The 24,351-nt window shown below is 70.0% G+C and carries 21 protein-coding genes and 1 pseudogene; 13 read left to right on the top strand and 9 right to left on the bottom strand.

Features of this window, described 5'->3' with window-relative positions; genetic code table 11:
* The first annotated feature begins 137 nt into the window (after positions 1-137).
* Entirely contained in the window at positions 138-1,118 is a 981-nt protein-coding gene (locus MMF98_RS20610; protein ID WP_243309224.1) for an AraC-like ligand-binding domain-containing protein, read from the top strand.
* On the opposite strand, the gene MMF98_RS20615 is transcribed toward MMF98_RS20610, so the two are convergent.
* Positions 1,115-1,819, bottom strand: a complete 705-nt coding sequence (locus MMF98_RS20615) for a Crp/Fnr family transcriptional regulator (protein WP_243309226.1) — start codon at positions 1,817-1,819, stop codon at positions 1,115-1,117. The genes MMF98_RS20610 and MMF98_RS20615 overlap by 4 nt on opposite strands.
* Before the next feature lie 74 nt (positions 1,820-1,893).
* Here MMF98_RS20615 and MMF98_RS20620 point away from each other — a divergent pair, with 74 nt between their 5' ends.
* Positions 1,894-2,649: a class II aldolase/adducin family protein gene (locus MMF98_RS20620; protein ID WP_243309229.1), complete on the top strand. Its 756-nt coding sequence runs from the start codon at positions 1,894-1,896 to the stop codon at positions 2,647-2,649.
* A gap of 214 nt (positions 2,650-2,863) precedes the next feature.
* On the opposite strand, the gene MMF98_RS20625 is transcribed toward MMF98_RS20620, so the two are convergent.
* Positions 2,864-3,847 (bottom strand): AraC family transcriptional regulator, encoded by a 984-nt coding sequence (locus tag MMF98_RS20625; protein ID WP_243309677.1) that lies wholly within the window; start codon positions 3,845-3,847, stop codon positions 2,864-2,866.
* A gap of 151 nt (positions 3,848-3,998) precedes the next feature.
* Here MMF98_RS20625 and MMF98_RS20630 point away from each other — a divergent pair, with 151 nt between their 5' ends.
* Together MMF98_RS20630 and MMF98_RS20635 are read left to right on the top strand one after the other, a co-directional pair.
* Complete coding sequence (locus tag MMF98_RS20630) at positions 3,999-4,487, top strand: (2Fe-2S)-binding protein (protein WP_243309230.1); 489 nt, start codon at positions 3,999-4,001, stop codon at positions 4,485-4,487.
* Positions 4,484-6,685 carry a xanthine dehydrogenase family protein molybdopterin-binding subunit gene (locus MMF98_RS20635; protein ID WP_243309231.1) on the top strand — a complete coding sequence of 734 codons (2,202 nt, stop codon included), beginning with the start codon at positions 4,484-4,486 and terminating at the stop codon, positions 6,683-6,685. The genes MMF98_RS20630 and MMF98_RS20635 overlap by 4 nt, the downstream gene beginning before the upstream one ends.
* Positions 6,686-6,724: 39 nt before the next feature.
* Here MMF98_RS20635 and MMF98_RS20640 read toward each other — a convergent pair.
* Both MMF98_RS20640 and MMF98_RS20645 read right to left on the bottom strand, forming a co-directional pair.
* Positions 6,725-6,955, bottom strand: a pseudogene (locus MMF98_RS20640) (hypothetical protein); the annotation flags it as partial.
* A gap of 294 nt (positions 6,956-7,249) precedes the next feature.
* Positions 7,250-8,533 carry an AsmA family protein gene (locus tag MMF98_RS20645; RefSeq protein WP_243309232.1) on the bottom strand — a complete coding sequence of 428 codons (1,284 nt, stop codon included), beginning with the start codon at positions 8,531-8,533 and terminating at the stop codon, positions 7,250-7,252.
* Positions 8,534-8,648: 115 nt separating this feature from the next.
* Here MMF98_RS20645 and gstA point away from each other — a divergent pair, with 115 nt between their 5' ends.
* Together gstA and MMF98_RS20655 are read left to right on the top strand one after the other, a co-directional pair.
* Positions 8,649-9,257 carry a glutathione transferase GstA gene (gstA, locus tag MMF98_RS20650; protein WP_243309233.1) on the top strand — a complete coding sequence of 203 codons (609 nt, stop codon included), beginning with the start codon at positions 8,649-8,651 and terminating at the stop codon, positions 9,255-9,257.
* Positions 9,258-9,460: 203 nt separating this feature from the next.
* Positions 9,461-10,561: an alkene reductase gene (locus MMF98_RS20655; protein WP_243309234.1), complete on the top strand. Its 1,101-nt coding sequence runs from the start codon at positions 9,461-9,463 to the stop codon at positions 10,559-10,561.
* On the opposite strand, the gene MMF98_RS20660 is transcribed toward MMF98_RS20655, so the two are convergent.
* The 3 genes from MMF98_RS20660 to MMF98_RS20670 form a co-directional block, all read right to left on the bottom strand.
* The gene (locus tag MMF98_RS20660; RefSeq protein WP_243309235.1) at positions 10,543-11,181 is read right to left on the bottom strand and encodes a hemerythrin domain-containing protein; all 639 of its coding nucleotides are present in this window, start codon (positions 11,179-11,181) and stop codon (positions 10,543-10,545) included. The two genes, MMF98_RS20655 and MMF98_RS20660, sit on opposite strands and share 19 nt — an antisense overlap.
* A 65-nt stretch (positions 11,182-11,246) precedes the next feature.
* Entirely contained in the window at positions 11,247-12,590 is a 1,344-nt protein-coding gene (locus tag MMF98_RS20665; RefSeq protein WP_341481330.1) for a sensor histidine kinase, read from the bottom strand.
* Between the two features lie 71 nt (positions 12,591-12,661).
* Positions 12,662-13,351 (bottom strand): response regulator transcription factor, encoded by a 690-nt coding sequence (locus MMF98_RS20670; RefSeq protein ID WP_243309236.1) that lies wholly within the window; start codon positions 13,349-13,351, stop codon positions 12,662-12,664.
* Positions 13,352-13,470: 119 nt separating this feature from the next.
* Here MMF98_RS20670 and MMF98_RS20675 point away from each other — a divergent pair, with 119 nt between their 5' ends.
* From MMF98_RS20675 to MMF98_RS20685, 3 genes are read left to right on the top strand one after another with little or no spacing between them, the layout of a single operon-like run.
* On the top strand, positions 13,471-14,709 hold the full coding sequence (locus MMF98_RS20675) for a TolC family protein (protein ID WP_243309237.1): 1,239 nt from the start codon (positions 13,471-13,473) through the stop codon (positions 14,707-14,709).
* A gap of 21 nt (positions 14,710-14,730) precedes the next feature.
* Complete coding sequence (locus tag MMF98_RS20680; protein ID WP_243309238.1) at positions 14,731-15,915, top strand: efflux RND transporter periplasmic adaptor subunit; 1,185 nt, start codon at positions 14,731-14,733, stop codon at positions 15,913-15,915.
* The gene (locus MMF98_RS20685) at positions 15,912-18,995 is read left to right on the top strand and encodes an efflux RND transporter permease subunit (protein ID WP_243309239.1); all 3,084 of its coding nucleotides are present in this window, start codon (positions 15,912-15,914) and stop codon (positions 18,993-18,995) included. The genes MMF98_RS20680 and MMF98_RS20685 overlap by 4 nt, the downstream gene beginning before the upstream one ends.
* Here the strand turns inward: MMF98_RS20685 and MMF98_RS20690 are convergent.
* Positions 18,916-21,270, bottom strand: a complete 2,355-nt coding sequence (locus MMF98_RS20690) for a heavy metal translocating P-type ATPase (protein WP_243309240.1) — start codon at positions 21,268-21,270, stop codon at positions 18,916-18,918. The genes MMF98_RS20685 and MMF98_RS20690 overlap by 80 nt on opposite strands.
* A 158-nt stretch (positions 21,271-21,428) precedes the next feature.
* Here MMF98_RS20690 and MMF98_RS20695 point away from each other — a divergent pair, with 158 nt between their 5' ends.
* The 4 genes from MMF98_RS20695 (at position 21,429) to MMF98_RS20710 (ending at position 23,743) form a co-directional block, all read left to right on the top strand.
* Complete coding sequence (locus tag MMF98_RS20695; RefSeq protein ID WP_243309241.1) at positions 21,429-21,629, top strand: heavy-metal-associated domain-containing protein; 201 nt, start codon at positions 21,429-21,431, stop codon at positions 21,627-21,629.
* Positions 21,601-22,065: a Cu(I)-responsive transcriptional regulator gene (cueR, locus tag MMF98_RS20700; RefSeq protein WP_423837658.1), complete on the top strand. Its 465-nt coding sequence runs from the start codon at positions 21,601-21,603 to the stop codon at positions 22,063-22,065. Before MMF98_RS20695 ends, cueR begins: the two co-directional genes overlap by 29 nt.
* 138 nt (positions 22,066-22,203) lie before the next feature.
* Positions 22,204-23,079, top strand: coding sequence for a pirin family protein (locus MMF98_RS20705; protein ID WP_243309242.1), 876 nt, complete (start codon positions 22,204-22,206; stop codon positions 23,077-23,079).
* Positions 23,080-23,233: 154 nt separating this feature from the next.
* Entirely contained in the window at positions 23,234-23,743 is a 510-nt protein-coding gene (locus MMF98_RS20710; protein WP_243309243.1) for a Spy/CpxP family protein refolding chaperone, read from the top strand.
* Between the two features lie 61 nt (positions 23,744-23,804).
* Here MMF98_RS20710 and MMF98_RS20715 read toward each other — a convergent pair whose 3' ends face one another.
* On the bottom strand, positions 23,805-24,170 hold the full coding sequence (locus MMF98_RS20715) for a glutaredoxin domain-containing protein (RefSeq protein ID WP_243309244.1): 366 nt from the start codon (positions 24,168-24,170) through the stop codon (positions 23,805-23,807).
* Positions 24,171-24,351: the final 181 nt, after the last annotated feature.

The raw sequence follows: 24,351 nt of genomic DNA on the forward strand, positions 1-24,351 counted from the left end.
TTGCTGTGCGTGCACAAACTGCTTGCCGCAGCGTGCACGCCGGCTCGGGTTAACCCTCAACCCCGCCCCAAGTCAGGTCAAGCGGCCGCACCCATAATCCGAGCGAACAGCGCAGGAGCATCGATGCAGGACACGCCATGGCCGATCTGAACGTGGTCTCCACCCAGACCGTGGCGCCGCGCGACCGCCTGCACCTGTGGGGCGACGCGGTCTGGCGCCTGATCGGCGGCTTGCAGTCCGACGCCTTCGGCGACGAGGCTTTCAACGGCCGCATCGTCTCGGGCCAGGCCGGCTGCCTGAGCCTGTGCCAGCTCGACGTCTCGCGCCACCGCGTGGTGCGCACGCCCTCACTGATCCGCGGCAGCGACCGCGCCTTCCTCAAAGTCGTCGCGCAGCTCAAGGGCCGCGCCTGCTTCGAGCAGAACGGCCGCCATGTCTGGCTCTCACCGGGCGAATGGAGCGTGTACGACACCACGCAGTCCTACTCGGTGGCCAACCCCGACAGTGTGCAGCAGATGGTGCTGATGATTCCCAAGGAGCAGATGCCCGAGCGTGGCCTGCGGCTCGATCACCTGATGGTGCAGCGCTTCAGCGGCAGCAGCGGCGTGTCGCGCCTGGCCTGGAGCACCCTGCTCTCGGCCTTCGACGAACTGCCCGGCATGGCCGCGCCGGTGGCCGAAGGCGTGGCCGACACGCTGACCCAGCTCGTGCACCTCTCGCTGCTCGAACGCAACGGCAGCGGCACCGCCCTCACCCAGCGCGAGGCGTTGAAGGACCGCATCCGCCACTACATCGGCCGCCACCTGGGCGACCCGGGCCTGTCCATCGACCGCATCGCGCAGGCCCTCAACTGCAGCCGCCGGCACCTGTACAACGCCTTCGGCGGCGAGCACGAAACGCTGGCCGCCTACATCCAGCGCGAGCGGCTGGAGAACTGCGCGCGCGACCTGCGCCGCCCCGCGCTGGCCGCGCGCTCGATCACCGAGATCGCGCTGTCCTGGGGCTTCAACAACACCGCGCACTTCAGCCGCGCGTTCCGCGCCCACACCGGCTTCAGCCCGAGCGCCTTCCGCCAGCGGCCGGCGCATGCGGCGCCGGCCCTGTTGTCGATCAACTAACTGCGCGCACCCAGCGCCTGCAGCTTCTGCGGCGAGACGATCTCGATGCGCCCGTAGCCCAGCGCCACCGCGCCCTCGGCCACCAGCGCCTTGAGCTCCTTGTTGAGGGTCTGGCGCGTCAGGCCCAGCATCATGGCCAGCGCCTCCTGCGACACTGATACCACGGCCCGCGCTTCGGGCGCCATGGTGGCGTCGCCGTGCGCGAGCTGCGCCAGCCTTCGCGCCACCCGGGCCCGCGTGGAACGCAGCGTGGCGTCTTCCATCATCGCGTACAGGCCGCGCACCCGCGCGGCCAGCAGTGCCGCCACCGCCTGCGCGAACGCGGCGCGCTGCATCAGCCGGGCAAAGGCCGGCTGATGCACCACCAGCACCGCGGCGTCGGTCAGCGCGGTGGCGTCGTGGGTGCGCGGCAGGTGGTCGAGCAGCGAGATCTCGCCGAACCAGTTGCCCGGCTCCAGCACCGCGAGAATGGCCTCGCGCCCGTCCTCGCGCAGCGACGAGGCCTTGAGCAGGCCGGCGGTCACCGCGTAGAAGCCACCCGGCGCATCGCCCTGGCGGAACAGCATCTCGCCGCGGCGCAGGTGCAGCGGCGCGCCGGCGGCCAGCAGCGCGCGGCGCTCGCGCGGCGCCAGCGCGCCGAACCAGGGGTTGGCCGAGAGCGCCGCCATCAGGTCCGGCGTGGCGGTGGCGGGAAGCGTCATCGGGCCATTGTCAAATGCTTGACAGTCCGGGGTCAAGCACGCGCCCAGAATGGAACCCTCACCGGAGACACACCATGCAGATCCCCTCTCTCAAGGAAGTCGTCAGCGCCGAGGAATGGCAGCTGCGCTGCGACCTCGCCGCCTGCTACCGCCTGGTCGCCGCCTATGGCTGGAGCGACCTCGTGTTCACCCACATCAGCGCACGCCTGCCCGGGCCCGAGCATCATTTCCTGATCAACCCCTACGGCCTGATGTTCGACGAGATCACCGCGTCCTCGCTGATCAAGGTGGACGCCCAGTGCAACAAGCTGATCGAGTCGCCGTTCCCGGTCAACCCCGCGGGCTTCGTGATCCACAGCGCGGTGCACGCCGCGCGCGAGGACGTGCAGTGCGTGCTGCACACCCACACCCGCGCCGGCGTGGCGGTGAGCGCGCAGAAGGCCGGCGTGCTGCCGATCAGCCAGCAGTCCACCTTTGTGCTGGCCTCGCTGGCCTACCACGACTATGAAGGCGTGGCCTTCCGCGACGACGAGAAGCCGCGCCTGCAGGCCGACATGGGCGAGGCCACCTTCCTGATGCTGCGCAACCACGGCCTGCTGACCGTGGGCAAGACGATCGCCGACGCCTTCCTGAGCATGTACGTGTTCGAGAGCACCTGCCAGATCCAGATCGGCGCGCAGGCCGGCGGCGAACTCACGCAGGTGAACCCGCAGATCGTGCAGGGCGTGGCGCAGGCCCTGAAGGTGCAGACCGGCGGCATGGGCGGCGTCTTCGTCTGGCCCGCGCTGATCCGCAAGCTGGACCGCCAGGACACCTCGTACAAGACCTGACGCCTGCTCACGATGCGCTGGCGGCGCGCAGGTGCTGGGATATCAGACCGGCGCGTAGGCCCCCGTGCCGCCCGGCCAAGGCGTCAGCGCTTGCGGTACAGCCGCGCGATGGTGACCGCATCGAAGATGGGCGTCCGCTGTGCTGACTCCGAGGCCGCGACCGGCTACAGTCGGCCATCAGCCGACGGTGGCGCCAGCGCGGTTTCGATCAGCCTTACTCGTTTACTGCCTTGCGGTAAGACTCCGGCGTGGTGCCCGTCCAGCGACGGAACGAACGATAGAAAGAATTCGAGTCTTCGAACCCCAGCAGGTACGCGAGTTCGATCACGTTGCGCTTGCCTGCGGCCAGCGAGCGCTGCGCGATATCGCGGCGCATTTCGTCCAGCACGCGCCGGAAGGTCTGCCCCTCGGCCGACAAGCGCCGCTGCAGCGTGCGCTCGCTCATGCACAGTTCCGAAGCAACGACCGCCAGCGTGGGTTCGTCGCCTTGCAGCATGCGTTCCAGCTGGGCGCGCACGCGCTGCGTCACGCTGCTGTCGTCCATCTGCTCGAGGGCGGCCCTCGCGCCGAACTCCAGCCACTGCGCCGCCCGGTGGTCCGCGGAAATCAGCGGGCGCAGCGCATCGGCCTGCGAAAAGCTGATGCTGTTGATGGGTTGCGCGAACGAGATGGGGCAGCGGAATATCTGTTCATACAGTGCGACGAACGAAGGCCGCGGCCGCCGCAACGTGACCTTGATCGGCGCCATGGCGGCTGACGCAAACCGGCGGCCGAATGTAAGCAGCGACGCAAACTCCATATCGACCTTCGAGTAGCCCCACGGGTTCGATTCGTCGGGCGCCTCGGTGACGACGGTGAATTCCTTCGCGTCCTGCCTGATCCGGTAGGTGTCGCCCCACACCAGCCGGTTGTAGCGCGCCTTGCGCTGCAGGGCGGCGCCGAAAGTCGGGCTCGCCATCGCGGTGAGGCCCGAAATGCCGTAGCGCTCGGGGCGCAGCACGCAACCCGCGCGCAGGCCGAAGGCGGGGTCGTCGAGGCGCCGCCACGCCACGCCGATGAATCGACCCGCTTCCGCAATTGTCACACCGGATTCGAGTGCCTCTTGGTTGATGCCCGCCTCACGCGCCGCATCGTCCAGGTCGACGCCCGCATCGGCGATCGCGTCGATCAGGTTCCTGGGCAGCGGCGTGACGAGCATCTGGGGCACCGGCGAATGATATTGCACCGCCCCCAGACCGCGCCATCACCGCGCCATGGCGCCTCGCGCATGTCGTTTGGCATGTGCGGCAAGGGGCGCCGCGCCGTCCTCCCTCAGTATCCGGGCGAGGCCACAGCAGCAAGGAGCCACGATGCCCGTCACCCTGACCCTCAACGGAAAGCCCGCCACGCTCGACGCCGATCCGCAGATGCCCTTGTTATGGGCCATCCGCGAACTCGCTGGCATCACTGGTACGAAGTTCGGTTGCGGGATCGCCGCCTGTGGTGCCTGCACCGTGCATTTGAACGGCGCTGCCGTGCGCTCGTGCGTGTATCCGGTGTCCGCGGCAGCCGGTACGCGCGTCACGACGATCGAAGGCCTGGGCGCAAGTGCGGGCCAGCCTGAAGGCGAACACCCCGTGCAGAAAGCCTGGATCGCTGTGCAGGTGCCGCAATGCGGCTACTGCCAGTCGGGAATGATCATGGCAGCCAGCGCCCTGCTGGCGCAGAAGGCCGCGCCCACCGATGCCGACATCGATGCGGCCATGACGAACATCTGCCGGTGCGGCACGTACCCGCGTGTGCGGCAGGCAATCCACGATGCAGCCCGGACCATGGCCGATGCGAAGGGGCGAGCATGAAGCGCCGCACCTGGTTGATCGGCACGGGTGCCGTGGTGGGCGGCGCGCTCGGCGTGGGCGTGCTGGGCTTGGTCGGGCGCGACGCGTACTTCGCCCATCGCGCGAAAGAAATCGCCAGGCCATCGCTGCTCGCGGGCTGGATCAGCATTGCGCCGGACGACGTCGTCACTGTGTACATCCCGCATTCGGACATGGGACAGGGCTCGCTCACCGCGCTCGCCATGATGGCGGCCGAGGAACTCGATGTCGCGTGGAGCCTGGTGCGCGCCGAGCAGGCACCGGCCGACCCCGCGTTTGCGAACCGCTATTTCATCGAAGGGTTCCTGCTCAACGGCAAGGAGGCACCGGGCTTCGCTCGCTCGGGCGCGACGCTGGTGTTCGGCGAGATCGGCCGGCTTGCCCACATGCAGGTGACAGGCGGTTCTGCCTCGGTGCGGTTCACGGGGCAGATGGGGCTGCGCGCCGCGGGCGCAGCCGCACGCGAGATGCTGGTGGCAGCGGCCGCCGCGCAACTCGGCGTGCCGGCGGCAGAACTCACGACGCGTGACGGCAGGGTGACCCACGCGGCCAGCAAGCGGACGCTGCGCTATGGTGAGCTGGTGCAGCGTGCGGCGGAGATGAGCACGCCTTCGCACGTCAAGCTGAAGCAACGCAGCGAGTTCCGCCTGATCGGCACGGCGCCGCCGCGCATGGACATTCCCGCGAAGGTGACAGGCCGCACGAAGTACGGCATCGACGTGAGTCTGCCTGGCATGCTGGTCGCGACGGTGATGGCCGCGCCCGTGCACGGCGAGCGGCTCCTGAGAGTCGATGAAGCGCCGGCACTTGCCGTGCGCGGCGTGCGCAGGGTTGTTCAGCTTCCCACGTCAGTCGCCGTGATCGCGGACGGCTACTGGGCGGCGCGCACCGGCCTGGCCGCGCTCAAACCCGAGTTCACTTCGGGACCGAATGCGCAAATCTCCAGCGAATCGATCTCAGCGCGCTTCAACGGGGCACTCGACACCGGCGAGGCGAAGAAGATCCACGCGCAAGGCGATCCCGCCAAGGTGAGCGGCACGCGCATCGCCGCCACCTACACCGTGCCATTCCTGCACCACGCGACGATGGAGCCGATCAACGTGACGGCGATGTGGGATGCGGGCAAGCTAAAGGTGTGGGGCAGCGAGCAGGATGCACTCGGCGCGCGCGCGAACCTCGCGGAAGTGAGCGGCCTGGCGATCGCCGATGTGGAGTTCACGCCCATGTCGGTCGGCGGCGGGTTCGGCCGCCGCTCCGCGCCGAAGAAGGACCATCTCGCGCAAGCCGTCCGTATTGCGCGGGCGATGGAACCCGCACCCGTCAAACTGATCTGGAGCCGCGAAGAAGACTTCGCTCAAGGCGCTTACCGGCCGGCTGTCGCGACGCGGATCGAGGCGACCCTCGACGACAAGGGGCAGATTCAAACCTGGCAGCAGCGCTTCATCGACACCCCCGAGCTGATCAACGAAGGCTTTCCGCTGCCATACGCTGTAGCGAACCAGCGCATCGACGCCGTGCCCGCGCCCACGCACGTGCGCTACGGCGCGTGGCGCAGCGTGGCGCACAGCCAGCACGGTTTCTTCACGGAATCGTTCATCGACGAACTGGCTGCCGCCGCAAGGAAAGACCCGCTGGCGTTCCGCTGCATGCACGTGCCCACCGACTCGCGGCACCGCCGCGTGCTCGACGAAGTTGCCCGCCGCGCCGGCTGGGGCACGCCGCTACCCGCCGGGCATGGGCGCGGCATTGCCTTGGTGGAAAGCTTCGGCAGCGTCGTCGCCGAAGTGATCGAGGTGTCGATGGAAGCGAACCTACCCAAGGTGCATCGCGTCACCGCAGTGGTCGACTGCGGCTTCGTCGTTCACCGCGATACGGGCGCGGCGCAAGTGCAGGGCGGGATCGTCATGGGGTTGAGCGCGGTGCTGGGAGAAGCCATCACCATCAAGGACGGCGCGGTGGTGCAGCGCAGCTTCCCCGACTACCCGATCCTGCGGATGGAGCAGGTGCCGGTGATTGAAGTCTCGTTCATCGAGAGCGATGGGCCGCTGGGTGGGCTGGGGGAGGTGGGATTGCCGCCGGTGGCGCCGGCGTTGGTGAATGCGGTGTTCGCGGCGTCGGGGACGAGGATCAGGGAGTTGCCGGTTAGGGCAGAGGTGAGGAAGGCGGCGTTGCCGGCGTAGGACCGCCGCCACGCGTCGCGAAACGACTGTGGCTGTGGACTTGCAACGTCGATGCAACGTCTCAAGAATCGAATCTGCGGTGGCCGTCCACTGGAACGGTTGGCTGTTGGCGTTGTGATGGGTGACGAACCGATCGATGCGCTGAACGAGTTGCTTGACTTCAGCGCCGCGAACAGTGGGGTGGTGCCATGGCGCTTGTCGTCATGAGTCACCCCCTCCGCGTAGCCCAAAGCCCATGGGCAGCATCGGCTGAGTGCGCTCCAGCGCCTTGTCCGGCGCACCGAGGCGTCACGCAGCAAGGCCCTCGCACGGGCGCCGCCGCGCAAAAAAACGCCTACCCGGGGAGGTGATTCCGGGTAGGCGTGGGTCGTCACCGCAGATCGGTGCGCGGCTTGTCAACGACACGAAACTCCGGGCCTGCGGCCCCAGCGGCGCTTCAGCGCTGATGTGTCGTGACGATACCCCGAAGAACAACCATAGTCAAATTATTTACAGCTTCTGGTCAAATACCATTCGCAGACACCCCGGCCCGACCCGCGCAAGGCAGCCCGCACAGGCCCTGACTTATTTGCCGAACAGCTTGCCGACGCCGTTGCTGATCTTGTCGCCCAGGCGCGCGCCGGCGCCCGTGCCCACGCCCGGCATCACTGCGGTGCCGATGGCCGCGCCGAGCATGGCGCCGCGCGTGAGCGTGACCTCGGGCGCCTCCAGGGTGCCGCCCACCGCCAGCGGCACGCCGACGATGCCGCCCGCGGCGTCCACGCTGATGCGCCCGCTCAGGGCGCGCGCCGGCGACACCGCCACGCTGCCGCTGGCCGTGAGCACGCCCGAGCGGGCCACCAGCTGGCTGAGCTGCGCCGCGCGGCCCTGGGTGTTCACCTGCCCGGTCAGCGTGTCCAGTCGCGTTTCCCCGCCGCGGCTCAGCCCCACGGTGGTGACGGCCTTGGCCAGGTCCAGCCCATGCAGCACGGCGCCCTGCACCGTGAAGCGGGTCTGCGTCTGCAGCGCATCGGCCAGTGCGCCGGGGTTCGCCGCCCGTGCGCTGAACGTGGTCGAGGCCTCCAGCCGGCCGCTCAGGGGGCGGCTGGGCGCGGTCAGCGCCGCGACCTCGACGCCCCGCGTCTCCAGCCGGCCCTGCAGCGCCAGCACCCCGCCGGGCGCGGGCAGCCACTGCAGCGAGCCCTCCACCGTGCCGCCGCCCACCGCCACCTTGAGCTGCCAGCCCGGCGCCTGGCGCTGCAGCGTGGCCTGCGCGCCCTGCCAGGCGCCAGCCACCACGTTCAGCGATGCAGTATCGGGCAGGCCATCGGGGCCCAGGCGGGCCTCGCCGCTGACGGTGCTGCGGCGCCCGCCGGCGCCCTGCCAGGTCACGCCGTCCAGCACCGTGCGGCGCGGCAGCCAGCGCGTGATGCTGGCCGACGATTTTTCAGCCTCATCGGCCTCAGGTCCAGGCCCGGCGGTCGTTGTGTGCTTCTTTTTTTGTAGCATGCCCAGGATCGCGGCAAGCCCCTGCTGCGGCAGCACGGCCTCGTGCAGCACCAGCGTCGCCACTTCGAGCCGGCCCTGCAGCAAGGCGCCCCAGGCCGGGCGGATTTCCACGCGCTGCAGCGTCACCGCGGGCTGGCTCTGGACGCGAACGCCGTCGAACGCCACGGCCGGCAGCGGCCACACCGTCACGTACACGCCGTCCAGCAGCACCTGCACGCCCAGCGCGGCGCTGGCCTCGCGCGCCAGCCGCAGCCTGAAATCGCCGCTGCCCAACCACAGGTGCAGCGCGAAGGCCGCCGCGCCCAGCAGCGCCGCCGCCAGCAGCAGGCTCGCCGCCAGCCATTTGAAAATGCGTGACATGGCCGCATTGTCGCGAAAGCCGTTGCGCCAGCAGGAAAAAGCCCCAGCCGCTAGCATTGGCGATTCCGCCCGATTTCCGAAAACCACTCCAACTCCTCCGAAGGAAACGAAAGCCATGAAGCTCTACTACTCTCCCGGCGCCTGTTCGCTCTCGCCCCACATCGCCCTGCGCGAAGCCGGCCTCGCCTTCGAGCCGGTGCTGGCCAGCACCAAGAGCCACAAGCTGCAGGACGGCACCGACTACTACGGCATCAACCCGCTGGGCTACGTGCCGCTGCTGGAGCTGGACGACGGCACCCGCCTGGCCGAAGGCCCGGCCATCGTGCAGTACATCGCCGACCAGGTGCCCACCAAGAACCTCGCGCCCGCCGCCGGCACGCTGCCGCGCTACCGCCTGCAGTCGTGGCTGACCTTCATCGGCACCGAACTCCACAAGGGCTTCAGCCCGCTGTTCAACCCGGCCACGCCCGAGGACTACAAGACCATTGCCAAGGACCGCCTGGCCTCGCGCCTGAAGTGGGTCGACGGCGAGCTCGCCGGCAAGCAATACCTGATGGGCGAGCACTTCAGCGTGGCCGACGGCTACCTGTTCACCGTCACCAACTGGGCCCAACCCACCGGCGTGGACCTCTCCGCCTACGCCAACCTGAACGCCTACCGCGCGCGCGTGGCCGCCCGCCCGGCCGTGCAGGAAGCCATGAAGGCCGAAGGCCTGCTCAAGTAAGCCTGGCCGCGCCAAACCGCCGGTTTTCAAGCCAGAACGCCCCGATGTCCGCGTCCCGCGGTCACGGGGCGCTCTTGTTTTCATAGCACCGCAGCGCTTCGCCAAGCCGGCGCCTCTAGCACGCCGGGCTTGATCCCGCGCAAACAAGGCTTTTGCCGGGCCGCTAATCTGGCGGACCGACATTTCCACCCCGGCGGATCTCCATGACCTCCCTGTTCGACCCCACCCATGCCGGCCGCATCGCGCTGGCCAACCGCATCGTGATGGCGCCGCTCACGCGCAACCGCGCGCCCGGCGCCCAGCCCACGGCCCCCATGGCCACCTACTACGCCCAGCGCGCCAGCGCCGGCTTGATCGTGACCGAGGCCACCGCCATCAGCCACCAGGGCCAGGGCTATGCCGACGTGCCCGGCCTCTGGAGCGCCGAGCAGGTGGCCGGCTGGAAGAAGGTCACCGATGCCGTGCACGCGGCCGGCGGCCGCATCGTGGTGCAGCTGTGGCACGTGGGCCGCATCTCGCACAACGAGCTGCAGCCCGGCGGGCGCGCGCCGGTGGCGCCCTCGGCCCTGCGCGCCAAGACCAAGACCTACCTGATCCACGACGGCGTTGGCGCCTTCGTCGACACCTCCGAGCCGCGCGCGCTGGAGCGCGCCGAGTTGCCCGGCATCGTCGAGGACTACCGCCGCGCCGCGCGCCATGCCATCGAGGCCGGCTTCGACGGCGTCGAGGTGCACGGCGCCAACGGCTACCTGCTCGACCAGTTCCTGAAGACCGGCGCCAACCAGCGCAGCGACGACTACGGCGGCCCTCTCGAGAACCGCGCGCGGCTGCTGCTCGAGGTGATGCGGGCCGTCACGGCCGAGATCGGCGGCGACCGCACCGGGCTGCGCCTCTCGCCCGTGACGCCGGCCAACGACATCGTCGACGCCGACCCGCAGCCGCTATTCGGCTACGTGGCGAAACAGCTCGCCCCGCTGGGCCTGGCCTACCTGCACATCATCGAGGGCGCCACCGGCGGGCCGCGCGAGATCGCCGAGCGCCCGTTCGACTACGCGGCCTTCAAGGCGGCCTACCGCGCCGCGGGCGGCAAGGCCGCCTGGATGGTCAACAACGGCTACGACCGCGCACTGGCCGAAGCCGCGCTGGCCCAGGGCGCCGACCTCGTGGCCTTCGGCAAGCCCTTCATCGCCAACCCGGACCTGCCGCGCCGCCTGCGCGAGAACGCGCCGCTCAACGAGGGCGACCGCAGCACCTTCTACGGCGGCGGCGCCCGGGGCTACACCGACTACCCGGCGCTGGCCTGAGCCGGCTGCGCGCCGGCGCGCGCCATGCCGCCGGCGTCGCCCAGCCCGAGCGGCTCGGGCGCCGTCATCACGATGCGGGTGAACAGCCGGTCGTAGAGCGCGTCGGGCGGCTGCCCGCCGGCCAGCGGGTCGCGGTGGGCGCCGAAGGCGGCGTCCAGCTCGGCCCAGTCGGCGGCCGTGAGCGCAGCCTGCGCCTGCGGCAGGATCTCGCGCTCTTCCAGCCGCATGTGCTCCAGGTAGAACGCCACGTAGTGCCCGGCCGCCTCCGCGAAGGCCGGGCGGCGCGACTCGCCCAGCAGCTCCCAGGCCAGCAGCAGGTGCTGCAGCTCGCGCACCCGGGCCTCGCCCTGCAGGTGGTCCTGCTCCAGCCGCGCGATCGCCGCCAGGGTCTGCGGCGCACGCCGCGCCACGCGGGGAAACAGCAGGTCCGACTCCTTCGGGTGGTGCCGCCGCTCGGGGAACTCGTCGATGTAGAACAGCATGGCGCGCAGCACGTCGAAGAACATCGCGGGCCGGTCGCCCGGGCCGCGCTCGGCCAGGGTGCGCAATGACACCAGCATGGCCGCCAGGGCCGCGTGCTCGTCGAAGATGATGCGGACAGTGGCGGGGGTGGTCGTCATGGCGCGGCTTCCGGAGTCGGGGCCCCGAGGCTCCCACATCCACCCGCGCGCCGCGTTGACGCAGATCAAGCCGGCGGCGCGGCGGCGGCAAACACCACGCTGGCGCGCAGGCCATGCCCGTCGGGCCCGCCGGCCAGCTCCAGCCTGGCATTGAGCAGCTGCGCATAGCGCGCCACGATCGCCAGCCCCAGGCCCGCGCCCTGCCCCAGGCGCTCGCCGGCCCCGCCCTGGGCCCAGCGCTGCATCAGCCGCCGCTGTTCGTCGGCCGGGATGCCCGGGCCGTTGTCCACCACGCTCAGCGCCACCCGCTCGCCCTCGCGCTGCAGCGCCACCGTCACGTGGGCCGCGTCGGCGCCGTAGCGGCCGTAGCGCAGGGCGTTGTCGATCAGGTTGTTGAGAATGCCCTCGATCAGCGCGGCATGGCCCTCGACCCACACCGGGTCGTCGAGCCCGCGCGCGCCGAGATCGACCCCGGCCGCGTCGGCGCCCGGCAGGTGGCGCAGCACCACCGCGTGCACCAGCTCGTCCAGCTGCACCGGCGCCAGCGGCAGGCCGGTCTGCGCCTCATCCGCCAGCGCCAGCGCCAGCAATTGGTCCACCAGGTGGCTGGCGCGCGTCTGGCTGCCGGCGATGCGCTGCAGCTGCTCGCGCCAGACCTCGGGCTCGGCCTGCGCCAGGCCGTATTCGGTCAGCGCGCGGATGCCCGCCAGCGGCGTGCGCAGCTCGTGCGCCACGTTGCCCGCGAATTCGCGCTGCGCGCGCACGCCCTGCCCCACGCGCTCCAGCAGCGAGTTGATGGCCGTGCCCAGCCGCTCCACGTCGCGCGTGCTGGCCGACACCGGCACCGGCGTCAGGTCGCGCGCATCGCGCTGCTCCACCGCCTGCTGCAGCCGGGCCAGCGGCGCCAGGTCGCGCTGGATCGCGCGGTGCAGCCAGGCGGCCAGCAGCAGCAGCAGCAGCACCTGCGGCACGATCGAGTAGGTCAGCAGCCGGCGCAGCAGCGCGTTGCGGCTCAGCGTGGTCTGGGCCATCACCACGTCGAACTCCAGCGGCTCCAGGCGGTGCAGCGTCACCGCGCGCAGGTTCTTGCCCTGGTAGCTGATGTCAGAGAACCGGTAGGCCGTCTCGTCGAGCAGCGGCGGGGTCTGCAGCCCGGCGTGGCCGGCCACCAGCGAGCCGTCCGGCAGCCGCACCGCGAAGTACATCGTCTCCACCTGGTCGAACAGCACGGCGCCGACCTCGCGCTGCGTCAGGGCCAGCTCCAGCCGGTCGCCATGCAGGTGCACCCGCGAGGCCACCGAATAGGCGTCGTCCAGCAGCGAGCGGTCGAACGCCTGCTGGGTGAAGAAATTGGCGATGCCCACCGCCACCACGGTGCCGATCAGCCAGGTCAGCGCCAGCGGCAGCATCACATGCTGCAGGACGCGGGTGCGCAGCGACGGCTTCGGGCCGCGCTCCCCCTCGGGGCGGGCGGCCGGGTTCAGTGCTCGGCCTCCAGCACGTAGCCCAGGCCGCGCAGCGTGCGGATGCCGGCGCCGCTGCCGGCCAGCTTCTTGCGCAGGCGCGAGATGAAGGCTTCGAGCGCGTTGTCGCCCAGCGCATCGTTGAAATCAGAGAGCTTGTCGGACAGCGTGCGCTTGCTGACCACGCGACCCGGCGGGCTCATGAGCTCCCACAGCACCTCGAACTCGCGCGCCGGCAGCACCAGCTCGGTGACGCCGATCGAGAAGCGCCGGTTCTTGCGGTCCAGCGCGAGCTGGCTCACCACGGCCATGTCCTCTGCGCCCTGCGAGCGGCGCACCAGTGCGCGCAGCCGCGCCTCCACCTCGGCGAGGTCGAAGGGCTTGCCCAGGTAGTCGTCGGCGCCGGCGTCCAGCCCGGCGATGCGCTCGTCCGTGCGGTTGCGCGCCGTCAGCACCAGCACCGGCGTGCGGTCGCCGCGCGCGCGCGCATTGCGCAGCGCCGACAGGCCGCTGCCCAGGCCGCTTTGCGGGTTGTCCGAGGTCGGCAGGTTCAGGTCCAGCAGCACCGCGTCGAACGGCTGCACGCGCCAGAAATGCTCGGCCTCGGCCAGCGTCACGGCCACATCCACGCGATGGCCTGCGTCCTGCAGGCTTCGCAGCATCACGTCGCGCAGCACGGCATCGTCTTCAACCAGCAGGATTCTCATAGCTTATTTTCGTGGAGTTGGTGTACGCATTTTTACGAAACCGTTGGGTCAGTAACAAGTCAGCCCCCGGCAGCGATAAGTGGTCGATGAGCATACGACAGCTTTTCCTGATTTCAAGCTTGGCCCTGGCTTGCCAGGCCCACGCTCAGGCCGACCGCAGCCTCACGCTCGGCCAGACCCTGCAAGCCGCCCGCAACAACCTCGACGTGGCGCTGGCCCGCCACGCACTGACCGCCAGCCAGGCCGACATCACGGCCGCCAACCACGCCCCGCTGCCCGTGCTGACCGCCAAGATGTCCGCCATCGACCTGCAAAACGGCGTCGGCGGCGGCAATGTGCTGCGCGACAAGCGCATCGACAAGTCGATCGGCCTGGACTGGACCTGGGAGCGCGGCAACAAGCGCGAACTGCGCACCCTGGCCGCGCAGCGCGCCGCCGACGCCGCCAAGGCCGACGTGGACGACGTCCAGACCCAGCAGCTGCTGGCCGCCCACGCCGCCTACTTCGACCTGCTGGCCGCGCAGGAGCGGCTCGAGCAGGTGTCGGCCATCGAGCGCAGCGCCGCCCAGCTGGCCACCACGGCGGCCCGGCGCGTGCGCGCGGGCGACCTTGCGGCGCAGGACGAAGCCCGCACCAGCATCGAGGCCCAGCGCGCGCTGGCCGACGTGCAGGCCGCCCAGCTCGAGCGCCAGCGCGCCGCGCTGGCGCTGGCGCTGATCATCGGGCGCGAAGGCGATGCCGGCGCGCTCACGGCCCGCGGCGACTGGCCCGCGCTCGACGCCGCGGCGGCCAGCCCGGCCGACTTCGCCGCGCTGGTGGACGCGCGCCCCGAGGTGCGCGCCGCCCAGGCCCGCGTGCAGGCGGCACAGGCCGTGCGGGACGGCACCGAGGCCCTCAAGCGCAACGACATCACCTGGGGCGCCTCGCTCGACCACTACCCCGGCACCTCGACCCGGCTGCTGGAGCTGCGCCTGCAGATGCCGCTGCAATGGGGCTACAGCTACCAGGGCGAGATCGGGCGCGCCCAGGCCCAGTACGCCCAGGCCCAGGACGCGCTCGAGAAGACGCGCCGCGCCGCCGGCAACGAAATGCTGCGCCTGCAGCAGGAAGCCATGAGCAGCGCGCAGCGCGCCCAGGGCTACCAGGGCGGCATCCTGCCGCGCGCGCGCCAGGTGGCCGAGAGCGCGGAGACCGCCTACAACAAGGGCGCCCTGTCGCTGACCGACCTGCTCGACGCGCGCCGCACGCTGCGCGCCACGCAGCTCGACGCGCTCGACGCCCGCACCGACTTCGCCAAGGCCGCAGGCGCCTGGCAGCTGCGCACCCGGCCCGAAGCGCTGCTCGCCCCCACCCCCTGAATTTGACCCAACGGATCCTTCATGCCGACTCGCTTTTTTCCCTTGCCCGCACTGGCCCTGGCGCTGCTGCTGAACGGCTGCAACGAAGCCGCCCCGCCGCCCCCGCCCGAAGCGGCGGCCCCGATCATGCAGAACAACCAGCTGCGCTTCACCCCCGGCCACCCGCAGCTCGCGCTGCTGGGCCTGACGGCGGCCGCGCCCGGCCGCGCCATCACGGTGGAGCTGCCGGCTCGGCTGGTCTGGAACGAGGAACGCACGCAGCGCATCTACCCCGCGTTTGCCGGGCGCGTCACCGCGATCCGCGCCGACGTGGGCCAGGCCGTGCAGCCCGGCACGCCGCTGGCGCAGCTGGCCTCGCCCGACTTCGGGCAGGCGCAGGCCGACACGGCGCGCGCCCAGGTTGACGTGCGCCTCACGCAAAAGGCCCTGCAACGCCAGCGCGAGCTGTTCGAGGCCGGCATCGTGGCGCGCAAGGACCTCGAGCAGTCCGAGGCCGACGCCGCGCGCGCGCAGGCCGAGAGCCTGCGCGCCGAGGCACGCACCCGCCTGTACAGCAGCGGCAGCAGCGTCAACCAGCAGCTCTCGCTCAATGCCAGCATCGCGGGCACGGTGGTCGAGCGCAACCTCAACCCGGGCCAGGAGCTGCGGCCCGACCAGTCGGGCCCCGGCGTGCCGGCGCTGTTCGTGATCTCCGATCCCACCTCGCTGTGGGTGCAGATCGATGCGCGCGAATCCGAGGCCGGCACGCTGCGCGCCGGCACCAGCTTCGAGCTCTCGCTGCCGGCCCTGCCCGGGCAGAAGTTCGAGGGCCGGGTCACGGCCGCGTCCGACTTCATCGACCCCAGCACCCGCACCATCAAGGTCCGCGGCGTGGTGGCCAACCCCGAGCGCCGCCTGAAGGCCGAGATGCTGGCCACCGCCCGCGTCGAGCGCCAGCTCGGCTCGGGCGTGCTGGTGCCGGCCTCCGCCGTGGTGCTGCGCGGCGTCACGCAATGGGTGTTCGTGCAGGTGCAGCCCGGCGTGTTCGAGCCGCGCGAGGTGCAGCTTGGCTATGAAGGGCCGAAGGAGGTCGTGGTCGCGGGCGGGCTGGAGGTCGGCGAGCAGGTCGTCAGCAGCAACGCGCTGCTGCTGGCCCGCCTGTTCAGGGTGGCGACGGACGGAGCCCGTCCCGCCACAGCGCCGGCTGCGAAGGCCTCGCAGCCATGAAGCGCCTGATCGACTACGCGCTGCACCAGCCGCTGTTCATCGTCCTGGGCACCCTGCTGTTCGTGATGGCGGGCGTCATCGCGTTCAAGAACCTTTCGGTCGAAGCCTTCCCCGACGTCACCGACACCCAGGTCACCGTGATCGCGCTGTACCCGGGGCGGGCTGCCGAAGAGGTGGAAAAGCAGGTCACCCTGCCGATCGAGACCGCGCTGTCGGGCCTGCCCAATTCGATCCGGCTGTTCTCGCACACCCAGTTCGGCCTGTCCTACACCGTCATCACCTATGACGACGCGGCCAACGTCAACATCGCGCGCCAGCAGGTCAACGAGCGCCTGACCGGCGTCGACCTGCCGCCCGGCGCGCAGGTCAACGTGGCGCCCAACGCCACGCCGGTGGGCGAGATCATGCGCTACCGCCTGCGCGGCGACGGCCTGTCCACCACCGAGCTGCGCACGCTGGAGGACTGGGTGGCCGAGCGCGCACTGCGCCAGGTGCCCGGCGTGGCCGACGTGGTGGCGATGGGCGGCTTCATCAAGCAGTACGAGGTGCAGCCCGACCTGGACAAGCTGCGCGCCTACAAGCTCAGCTTCCAGAACCTGCTGGACGCCTTGGGCCGCGGCAACTCCAACGCCGGCGGCAGCTACGTGGCCCAGGGCCCGCAGCAGTTCGCGATCCGCGGCATCGGCCTGCTGCGCTCGCCCGAGGACATCGGCCGCATCGTGCTGGGCGCGCGCAACGGCACGCCGATCCTGATCCGCGACGTGGCGCAGGTGAAGCTCGGCGCCGTGCCGCGCCTGGGCATCACCGGCCAGGACCAGGATGACGACGCCGTGATCGGCATCGTCATCATGCGCAAGGGCGAGAACCCGAGCGTGGTGCTGCAGGGCGTGAAGGCCAAGATCGAGGAACTCAACACCCGCGGCCTGCCCAAGGGCGTGCAGATCGTGCCGTTCTACGACCGCAGCTGGCTCATGGGCAAGACCATGACCACCGTGTTCCACAACCTGGTGGAAGGCGCGCTACTGGTGTCGCTGGTGCTCTACATCTTCCTGTCGAACTTCCGCGCCAGCCTGGCGGTGGTGGTGGTGATCCCGCTGGCGCTGCTGTCCACCTTCATGGGCCTGAAGATCATGGGCGTGCCGGCCAACCTGCTGAGCCTGGGCGCGATGGACTTCGGCATCATCGTGGACGGCGCGGTGATCGTGATCGAGAACATCATGCACCGCCTCGCGCAGAAGGGCGAGGACATGAGCGACGACGAGCGGCGCGAGGTGGTGGCCAAGGCCGCCAACGAGGTCGGCCGCCCGACGCTGTTCTCGATGCTCATCATCATCGCCGCGCACATCCCGATCTTCGCGCTGCAGCGCCACGAGGGCCGCATCTTCCAGCCGATGGCACTGTCGGTCACCACCGCGCTGATCGGCTCGCTGATCATCTCGCTCACCCTCGTGCCGCTGCTGGCCTACTGGATGCTCAAGCGCAAGCTGCCGCACGGCGACAACCGCGTCGTCGCCACGGCCAAGCGGCTGTACGCGCCGGTGCTGGCCTGGGCGCTGGAACACCGGCGCAAGGTGGTGGCCATCGCCCTGGGCGTGTTCGCGCTGTCCATGGTGGCGGCCGCGCGGCTGGGCTCGGAGTTCCTGCCCGAGCTCAACGAGGGCACGTTCTGGGTCAACTGGGACATGCCGGCCAGCCTGTCGCAGGAAGAGGCCATCAAGGTGCTGAACATGGCGCGCACCACCCTGCAGACCATTCCCGAGGTGCGCACCACCGTCTCCAAGGCCGGCCAGCCCGAGGACGGCACCGACCCCAAGACGCTCAGCATGGCCGAGGTCTTCGTCGACGTGAAACCGCCCGAGGAATGGCGCAAGGGCATGACGCGCGACAAGCTGATCGAGGAGATGGACCGCAAGCTCTCGGCCATCCCGAGCGTGGACCCCGCGTTCTCGCAGCCGATCCGCGACAACGTGCTCGAGTCGATCTCGCAGATCAAGGGCCAGATCGTGGTCAAGGTCTCGGGCGACGACCTGGGCGAGCTGCGCCGGGCGGTCGAGGCCATGCAGCGTGAGTTCAAGCAGGTGCGCGGCATCCAGCGTGCCGAGGTCGACCGCCTGGGCGAGCTGCCCCAGCTGGTGATCGACATCGACCGCGACCGCGCCTCGCGCCTGGGCCTGAACGTGGGCGACGTGCAGGACGTGATCGAGGCCGCGCTGGCCGGCAAGGCCGCCACCCAGCTCTGGGAGGGCGAGCGCAAGTTCGCCGTGGCGGTGCGCCTGCCGGAAGACCGGCGCGTGATCGGCAACCTGCCCAACACGCCGATCGCCCTGGCCGACGGCGGCTACACCACGCTGGGCGCCGTGAGCAACATCCGCGAGGCCAGCGGCGCCATGAACATCGCGCGCGAGGCCGGCCGCCGCACCATGGCCATCGGCATCTTCATCAAGGGCCGCGACATGGGCTCGGTGGTGGCCGACATGAAGGCCCGCGTCGAGCAGAACGTCAAGCTGCCCGAGAACTACACCATCACCTGGTCGGGCGAGTTCGAGAACCAGGAGCGCGCCATGCAGCGCCTGTCCGTGGTGGTGCCGATCTCGCTGCTGCTGATCTTCGTGCTGCTGTTCGACGCCTTCAAGTCGTTCAAGACCGCCTCGCTGATCCTGATCAACGTGCCGCTGGCGCTGATCGGCGGCTTCGTCGCGCTGTGGATCTTCGGCATCCCGCTGTCGGTCTCGGCCGCCATCGGCTTCATCGCGCTGTCGGGCCAGGCCGTGCTCAACGGCGTGGTGATGCTGTCGGTGTTCCAGCAGCTGCGCGGCGAGGGCGCGAGCGTGATCGAGGCGGTGCGCGAGGGCTCGATGCAGCGCCTGCGCACCGTGCTCATGACGGCCCTGCTGGCCGCCCTGGGCCTGCTGCCGATGGCGCTGTCGCACGACATCGGCTCGGAAACCCAGCGCCCGCTGGCCATCGTGGTGATCGGCGGCCTGGTCACCGCCACGCTGCTCACGCTGATCGTGCTGCCGGCGCTGTATGTGGCGTGGTTTTCGCCGAAGGAGCCGCAGCCGGCGCCGACCAGCGCCTGAGCAACAGCGCGTTGGCCATGACGCTCACCGAGCTGAGCGCCATGGCCGCGCCCGCCACCACTGGGCTCAGGTAGCCCAGCGCCGCCAGCGGGATGCCGGCCACGTTGTAGGCGAAGGCCCAGAACAGGTTCTGCCGGATCTTCAGCACCGTGCGGTGCGAGATGTCCAGCGCCCCCGCCACCAAGCCCGGGTCGCCGCGCATCAGCGTGATGCCGGCCGCCTGCATCGCCACGTCGGTGCCGTTGCCCATGGCCAGCCCCACGTCGGCTGCAGCCAGCGCGGGCGCGTCGTTCACGCCGTCGCCCACCATGGCCACGATATGGCCCCCACGCTTGTCACTGCGTGTACTGCGCTGCCCCTCGAGGGGGCCGTTTTTTCCTTGGGACGGCCCGGCGGAAAAATGATGGCCCCCTCGCTTGAGTTCTGCCACTGCGGCCGCCTTGTCGCCGGGCAGCACCTCGGCCAGCACCTCGCCGGCCTCGGGATTCAGCCCGAGGCGGCGCGCCATGGCTTCGGCCGCGCCGCGGTTGTCACCGGAGATCATCACCGTGCGCAGGCCGCGCGCACGCAGGCCGGCCAGCGCCGCCTGCGCGCCGGGCTTGGGCTCGTCGCCGAACGCCATCAACGCACGCGCCGCCAGGCCGCCGGTGGTGCGCTCCACCAGCACCGACACCGTGGCACCCTCCTGCTGCAAGCCGGCGGCACGCGCGCGCAGCGGGCCCAGCGCCACCGCGAGCTCGTCCATCCAGCGCAGGCTGCCTATCAGGTAGCTCACCGCGCCCATCTCGCCCTCGGTGCCGCGCCCTGGCACGGCGCGCACGCCGTCGGGCGCCGCCACGGCCAGCCCCTGCGCCTGCGCCGCCGCGACCACCGCGCGCGCCAGCGGGTGTTCGCTGCCGCTTTGCAGGCTGGCGGCGGCCCGCAGCAGGGCGGCCAGCTCCAGGCCCTCGGCCGGGACGAAGGCCACCAGGCGCGGCTGGCCCACGGTCAATGTGCCGGTCTTGTCGAAGGCCACGGTATCGACCTTGTGGGCAAGTTCGAGCGCCTGCGCGTCCTTGATCAGGATGCCGTGCTTCGCGGCCACGCCCGTGCCCGCCATGATGGCAGCCGGCGTGGCCAGCCCGAGCGCACAGGGGCAGGCGATCACCAGCACCGCCACCGCATGGATCAGCGCCGTCGCCACGCCGGCGCCGGCCCACAGCCAGCCCAGCAGCGTGAGCAGGGCCAGCACCAGCACCACCGGCACGAACACGGCCGAGACCTGGTCCACCAGCCGCTGGATCGGCGCCTTGGCCGCCTGCGCGTCTTCCACCAGGCGGATGATGCGCGACAGCACCGTCTCGGCGCCCACGGCGCTCACCTGCATCACGATGCGGCCCTCGCCGTTGATCGAGCCGCCCGTGAGCGCGGCTTCGGCCACCTTGGGCACGGGCAGCGGCTCGCCCGTGAGCATGGATTCGTCCACCTGCGTCTCGCCCTCGAGCAGCCGGCCATCGACCGGGATGCGTTCGCCCGGGCGCACCACCACGCGGTCGCCCACCATGAGCTCGGCCACCGGCACGTCCACCTCGCCGTCCTCGCTGACCCAGTGCGCCACCTCGGGCCGCAGCGCGTGCAGCGCACGGATCGCGGCCGTGGTCTGGCGCTTGGCACGCGCCTCCAGCCACTTGCCCAGCAGCACCAGCGTCACCACCACGGCCGAAGCCTCGAAGTACAGGTGCGGCATGCTGCCTGCCTCGGCTGTCAGCCACAGCCAGACCGACAAGCCCCAGCCCGCGCTGGTGCCGATGGCCACCAGCAGGTCCATGTTGCCGGTGAAGGCCTTGAGCGCATGCCAGCCCGCGCGGTAGAAGCGGGCCCCGAGGATGAACTGCACCGGCGTGGCCAGCGCGAACTGCAGCCAGGGCGCCAGCATCCAGTGCGCGCCGAACAGGTCGCCGATCATGGGCACCACCAGCGGCAGCGACAGCAGCAGGCCAAAGCCCACGGGCGCGAAGCCGGCCCAGGGCGAGGCATGCTCCGCCGCGTCGGCCTGGGCTTCGGTGCGCGGCTCGTAGCCGGCATCGCGCACGGCCCGGCGCAACTGCGCCTCCATGGGCTCGCCGGACTGGTAGGTGATATGGGCCGACTCCGTGGCCAGGTTCACCGTGGCGTCCTGCACGCCGGGCACTTTTTTGAGCGCCCGCTCGACACGGCCCACGCACGAAGCGCAGGTCATGCCGCCGACCGACAGGTTGAGGGAGTCGAGAGAGGGGAGGGAGGTGGTTTGACTCATGATGGGTGTCAGCGTAAACCTTGCCATGATGGAAAGGTCAAGCGCTCCTGTTGTTTATGAACACAAGCCGAAGGGTTATTTCAGCCATGGCCTTGACCTTCCCATCGTGTCAGGGTTGACACTTATCATGTCATCAACATCCTTCAAGGAGAACCCTCATGAACCAGACCTTCAATGTACAAGGCATGACCTGCGGCCACTGCGAGCGCACCGTGGCCAAGGCCCTCAAGCAGGTGGACCCGCAGGCCGAAGTCAGGATCGACCGCGAGCAGGGCCGCGTCGAGGTGGAAAGCACCTGGCCGCGCGACACGCTGGCCCGCGCCATCGCCAATGAAGGCTACAGCGTTGCGGCCGCCTGAAGCCGCCGGCGCTGTGCGCGCCGCGCCGCCCGAGCCCGTCAACATCGGCACCGCCGCCGCGCGCTCGGGCGTGTCGGCCAAGATGGTGCGGCACTACGAATCGCTCGGGCTGCTGCCGCGCGTGCAGCGCACCGGCAGCGGCTACCGCCAGTACACCGAGGCCGACGTGCACACCCTGCGCTTCATCAAGCGCTCGCGCGACCTCGGCTTCTCGATGGACGAGATCGGCGAACTGCTCGGTCTGTGGAACAACCGCCGCCGCACCAGCGCCGGCGTAAAGCGCATCGCGCAGGCCCATGTGGACGACCTCGCGCAGCGCATCAAGGCCATGCAGGCCATGAAGCGCTCGCTCGAGCACCTCGTGCATTGCTGCCACGGCGACGAGCGCCCCGACTGCCCAATCCTGGACGATCTGGCGGGCCAGCCGGCGCATTGATCACTTCGTTTTTGATAGCACCCAATGACCAGGGGGCAAGGACATCCTCCTCTTTTCATGGAGAATCTGGCCTGCCAATGCCGCTGGCGGCAATGATGACGCTGGCAGGGTTATGCCCTGCTGCTGTGTAATCGTTCCATGGCCTACGCCCCGCAGCCCGTGTCCTCCCCGCGCACGATCGACCACATCGTCGCCGGCGTCTCCACCAGCGATGGCGATGGCGTCAAGCTCACGCGTGTATTGCACCAGCCGCTGCAGCAACGCATGGACCCGTTCCTGATGCTCGACGCCTTCGGCAGCGACAACCCGGGCGACTACATCGGCGGCTTTCCCACCCACCCGCACCGCGGCTTCGAGACCGTCACCTACATGATCGCCGGGCGCATGCGCCACCGTGACAGCCGGGGCCACGAGGGCGTGCTGCAGAACGGCGGCGTGCAGTGGATGACGGCCGGGCGCGGCCTGATGCACAGCGAGCTGCCCGAGCAGGAAGAGGGCCTGATGGAAGGCTTTCAGCTCTGGCTCAACCTGCCGGCCAAGGACAAGATGTGCGAGCCCTGGTACCGCGACATCCAGAGCAGCGAGATTCCCGAGTACCGCACCGACGAGAAAGTGCACGTGCGCGTGATCGCCGGCGAGAGCCATGGCGTGGCCGGCGCGATGCAGCGCGAGCACACCGAGCCGCTGTACCTCGACATCGCGCTGCCCCCGGGCGCGCAGTTCGCGCAGCCGCTGGCCGACACGCACAACGCCCTGCTCTACGTGTACCGCGAATCGGTGTTCGTCGCCGGCAGCGAGATCCCGACCAAGCGCATGGCCATTCTGGCCAACGACCCGGGCAGCGACGGCGTGCTGATCAGCGCGCCTGCCTCCAATTCGTCGCCCGCGCGGCTGCTGCTGATCGCCGGCAAGCCCCTGCGCGAGCCGATCGTGCAGTACGGCCCGTTCGTGATGAACACGCGCGACCAGCTGGTCCAGGCCGTGCACGACCTGCAGAACGGCCGCTTCACCTGACAGCCGGGTCCGGGCCAAGCCTGGCCGGGCGGGCGCCAAAACTTTACAAACCATCATTGCGTAGCAATGGCGCGGTTACATGGGCCGCCCACACTTCCCTTCAACCTGATGCCTTCTTGCGGCACCGGGGGTTTCTCAACGAAAGGAAGCTCTCATGAAACAAGCCCTCCAACGCACCCTGGTGGCCAGCTTGCTGGCCGGCGTGGGCGCCCTCGCCTTCGCCCAGTCCCCCGCTCCCGCCGGCCAGCCCGGCGACATGGGCGCCAAGCCGCCCCGCCAGGAGCGCATGAACCGCCCCGACCCGGCCAAGATGAAGGAATTCATGGCCAAGCGCCAGGCCGAGCTCAAGGCCAAGCTGCAGATCACACCCAACCAGGAAGGCGCCTGGACCACGTTCACCGAGGCCATGAAGCCGTCGATGCACGCGCGCCTGGACCGCGCCGAGTTCGCCAAGCTCACCACGCCCGAGCGCATCGACCGCATGCGCGCCATGCGCGAGCAGCGCATGGCCGCGATGGACAAGCGCGCCGACGCTGCCAAGGCCTTCTACGCCACGCTGACGCCGCAGCAGCAAAAGGTGTTCGACGCCGAAACGCTGCGCCGCGGCCCGCATGGCGACGGCCATGGCCCGCGCCCGCAGGGCCGCCCCGGCCAACCTGGCTGAACCGGCCTCGTGCCTTGAAACACTGCCCCGGACGCAGCAGCGCGGTCCGGGGTTTTGCGTTTCAGGCCAATAACTTCTTCAGCTCGCCGCTGGCGATCAGCTTGTCCAGGTCCTCGGCGCCGCCCACCAGCACGCCCTTCACGAACACCATCGGAAAGGTCGGCCAGCCGGTCCACAGCTTCAGCGCGGTGCGCCGGCGCCAGGTGTTGAGGTAGTTGCCGTATTCCATGTAGTGGTAACTCACTCCCGCGGCATCGAGCAGCCGGCGCGCCTTGCGCGGAAACGGGTTCAGCCCCATGCCCACCACCACCACGGCATGGGCCGCCACCGCCGCCTGCACCTCCTGCACGATCGATTGCTGGTGGCTGGCAATCCGCTCACGGACGGCGGGGTGCATCTGGGCTTCGTCGAGGATCGGGCGGGGCATGGCGAACTCCTGCAGGAATGGATGAGGGCCTGTTCACCCTACACGAAAACATCCGCCAGGCCAAAGGACAACCATGGGGATAGTTTGAGAACAACCGCCCAGTTATCCACAGGCCGCGCGCCAACCCCGAAGTTGTTCATCGGCGCGCGACAGCCGGGAAGCACGCCTGCCCACAGTCTTG

Source organism: Variovorax terrae (assembly GCF_022809125.1).
Taxonomy (GTDB): domain Bacteria; phylum Pseudomonadota; class Gammaproteobacteria; order Burkholderiales; family Burkholderiaceae_C; genus Variovorax_A; species Variovorax_A terrae.

Bases quoted from the DNA above. Each gene is read 5' to 3' on its own strand.
- MMF98_RS20630 (WP_243309230.1), top strand. From the start codon at position 3,999: ATGCCCGTCACCCTGACCCTCAACGGAAAGCCCGCCACGCTCGACGCC.
- MMF98_RS20705 (WP_243309242.1), top strand. From the start codon at position 22,204: ATGGCCTACGCCCCGCAGCCCGTGTCCTCCCCGCGCACGATCGACCAC.
- MMF98_RS20665 (WP_341481330.1), bottom strand. From the start codon at position 12,590: ATGCTGCCGCTGGCGCTGACCTGGCTGATCGGCACCGTGGTGGCGGTG.
- MMF98_RS20655 (WP_243309234.1), top strand. From the start codon at position 9,461: ATGACCTCCCTGTTCGACCCCACCCATGCCGGCCGCATCGCGCTGGCC.
- MMF98_RS20710 (WP_243309243.1), top strand. From the start codon at position 23,234: ATGAAACAAGCCCTCCAACGCACCCTGGTGGCCAGCTTGCTGGCCGGC.
- MMF98_RS20680 (WP_243309238.1), top strand. From the start codon at position 14,731: ATGCCGACTCGCTTTTTTCCCTTGCCCGCACTGGCCCTGGCGCTGCTG.
- MMF98_RS20635 (WP_243309231.1), top strand. From the start codon at position 4,484: ATGAAGCGCCGCACCTGGTTGATCGGCACGGGTGCCGTGGTGGGCGGC.
- MMF98_RS20685 (WP_243309239.1), top strand. From the start codon at position 15,912: ATGAAGCGCCTGATCGACTACGCGCTGCACCAGCCGCTGTTCATCGTC.
- MMF98_RS20670 (WP_243309236.1), bottom strand. From the start codon at position 13,351: ATGAGAATCCTGCTGGTTGAAGACGATGCCGTGCTGCGCGACGTGATG.
- MMF98_RS20660 (WP_243309235.1), bottom strand. From the start codon at position 11,181: ATGACGACCACCCCCGCCACTGTCCGCATCATCTTCGACGAGCACGCG.
- MMF98_RS20690 (WP_243309240.1), bottom strand. From the start codon at position 21,270: ATGAGTCAAACCACCTCCCTCCCCTCTCTCGACTCCCTCAACCTGTCG.
- MMF98_RS20695 (WP_243309241.1), top strand. From the start codon at position 21,429: ATGAACCAGACCTTCAATGTACAAGGCATGACCTGCGGCCACTGCGAG.
- MMF98_RS20620 (WP_243309229.1), top strand. From the start codon at position 1,894: ATGCAGATCCCCTCTCTCAAGGAAGTCGTCAGCGCCGAGGAATGGCAG.
- MMF98_RS20610 (WP_243309224.1), top strand. From the start codon at position 138: ATGGCCGATCTGAACGTGGTCTCCACCCAGACCGTGGCGCCGCGCGAC.
- cueR (WP_423837658.1), top strand. From the start codon at position 21,601: ATGAAGGCTACAGCGTTGCGGCCGCCTGAAGCCGCCGGCGCTGTGCGC.
- gstA (WP_243309233.1), top strand. From the start codon at position 8,649: ATGAAGCTCTACTACTCTCCCGGCGCCTGTTCGCTCTCGCCCCACATC.
- MMF98_RS20715 (WP_243309244.1), bottom strand. From the start codon at position 24,170: ATGCCCCGCCCGATCCTCGACGAAGCCCAGATGCACCCCGCCGTCCGT.
- MMF98_RS20615 (WP_243309226.1), bottom strand. From the start codon at position 1,819: ATGACGCTTCCCGCCACCGCCACGCCGGACCTGATGGCGGCGCTCTCG.
- MMF98_RS20625 (WP_243309677.1), bottom strand. From the start codon at position 3,847: ATGCTCGTCACGCCGCTGCCCAGGAACCTGATCGACGCGATCGCCGAT.
- MMF98_RS20645 (WP_243309232.1), bottom strand. From the start codon at position 8,533: ATGTCACGCATTTTCAAATGGCTGGCGGCGAGCCTGCTGCTGGCGGCG.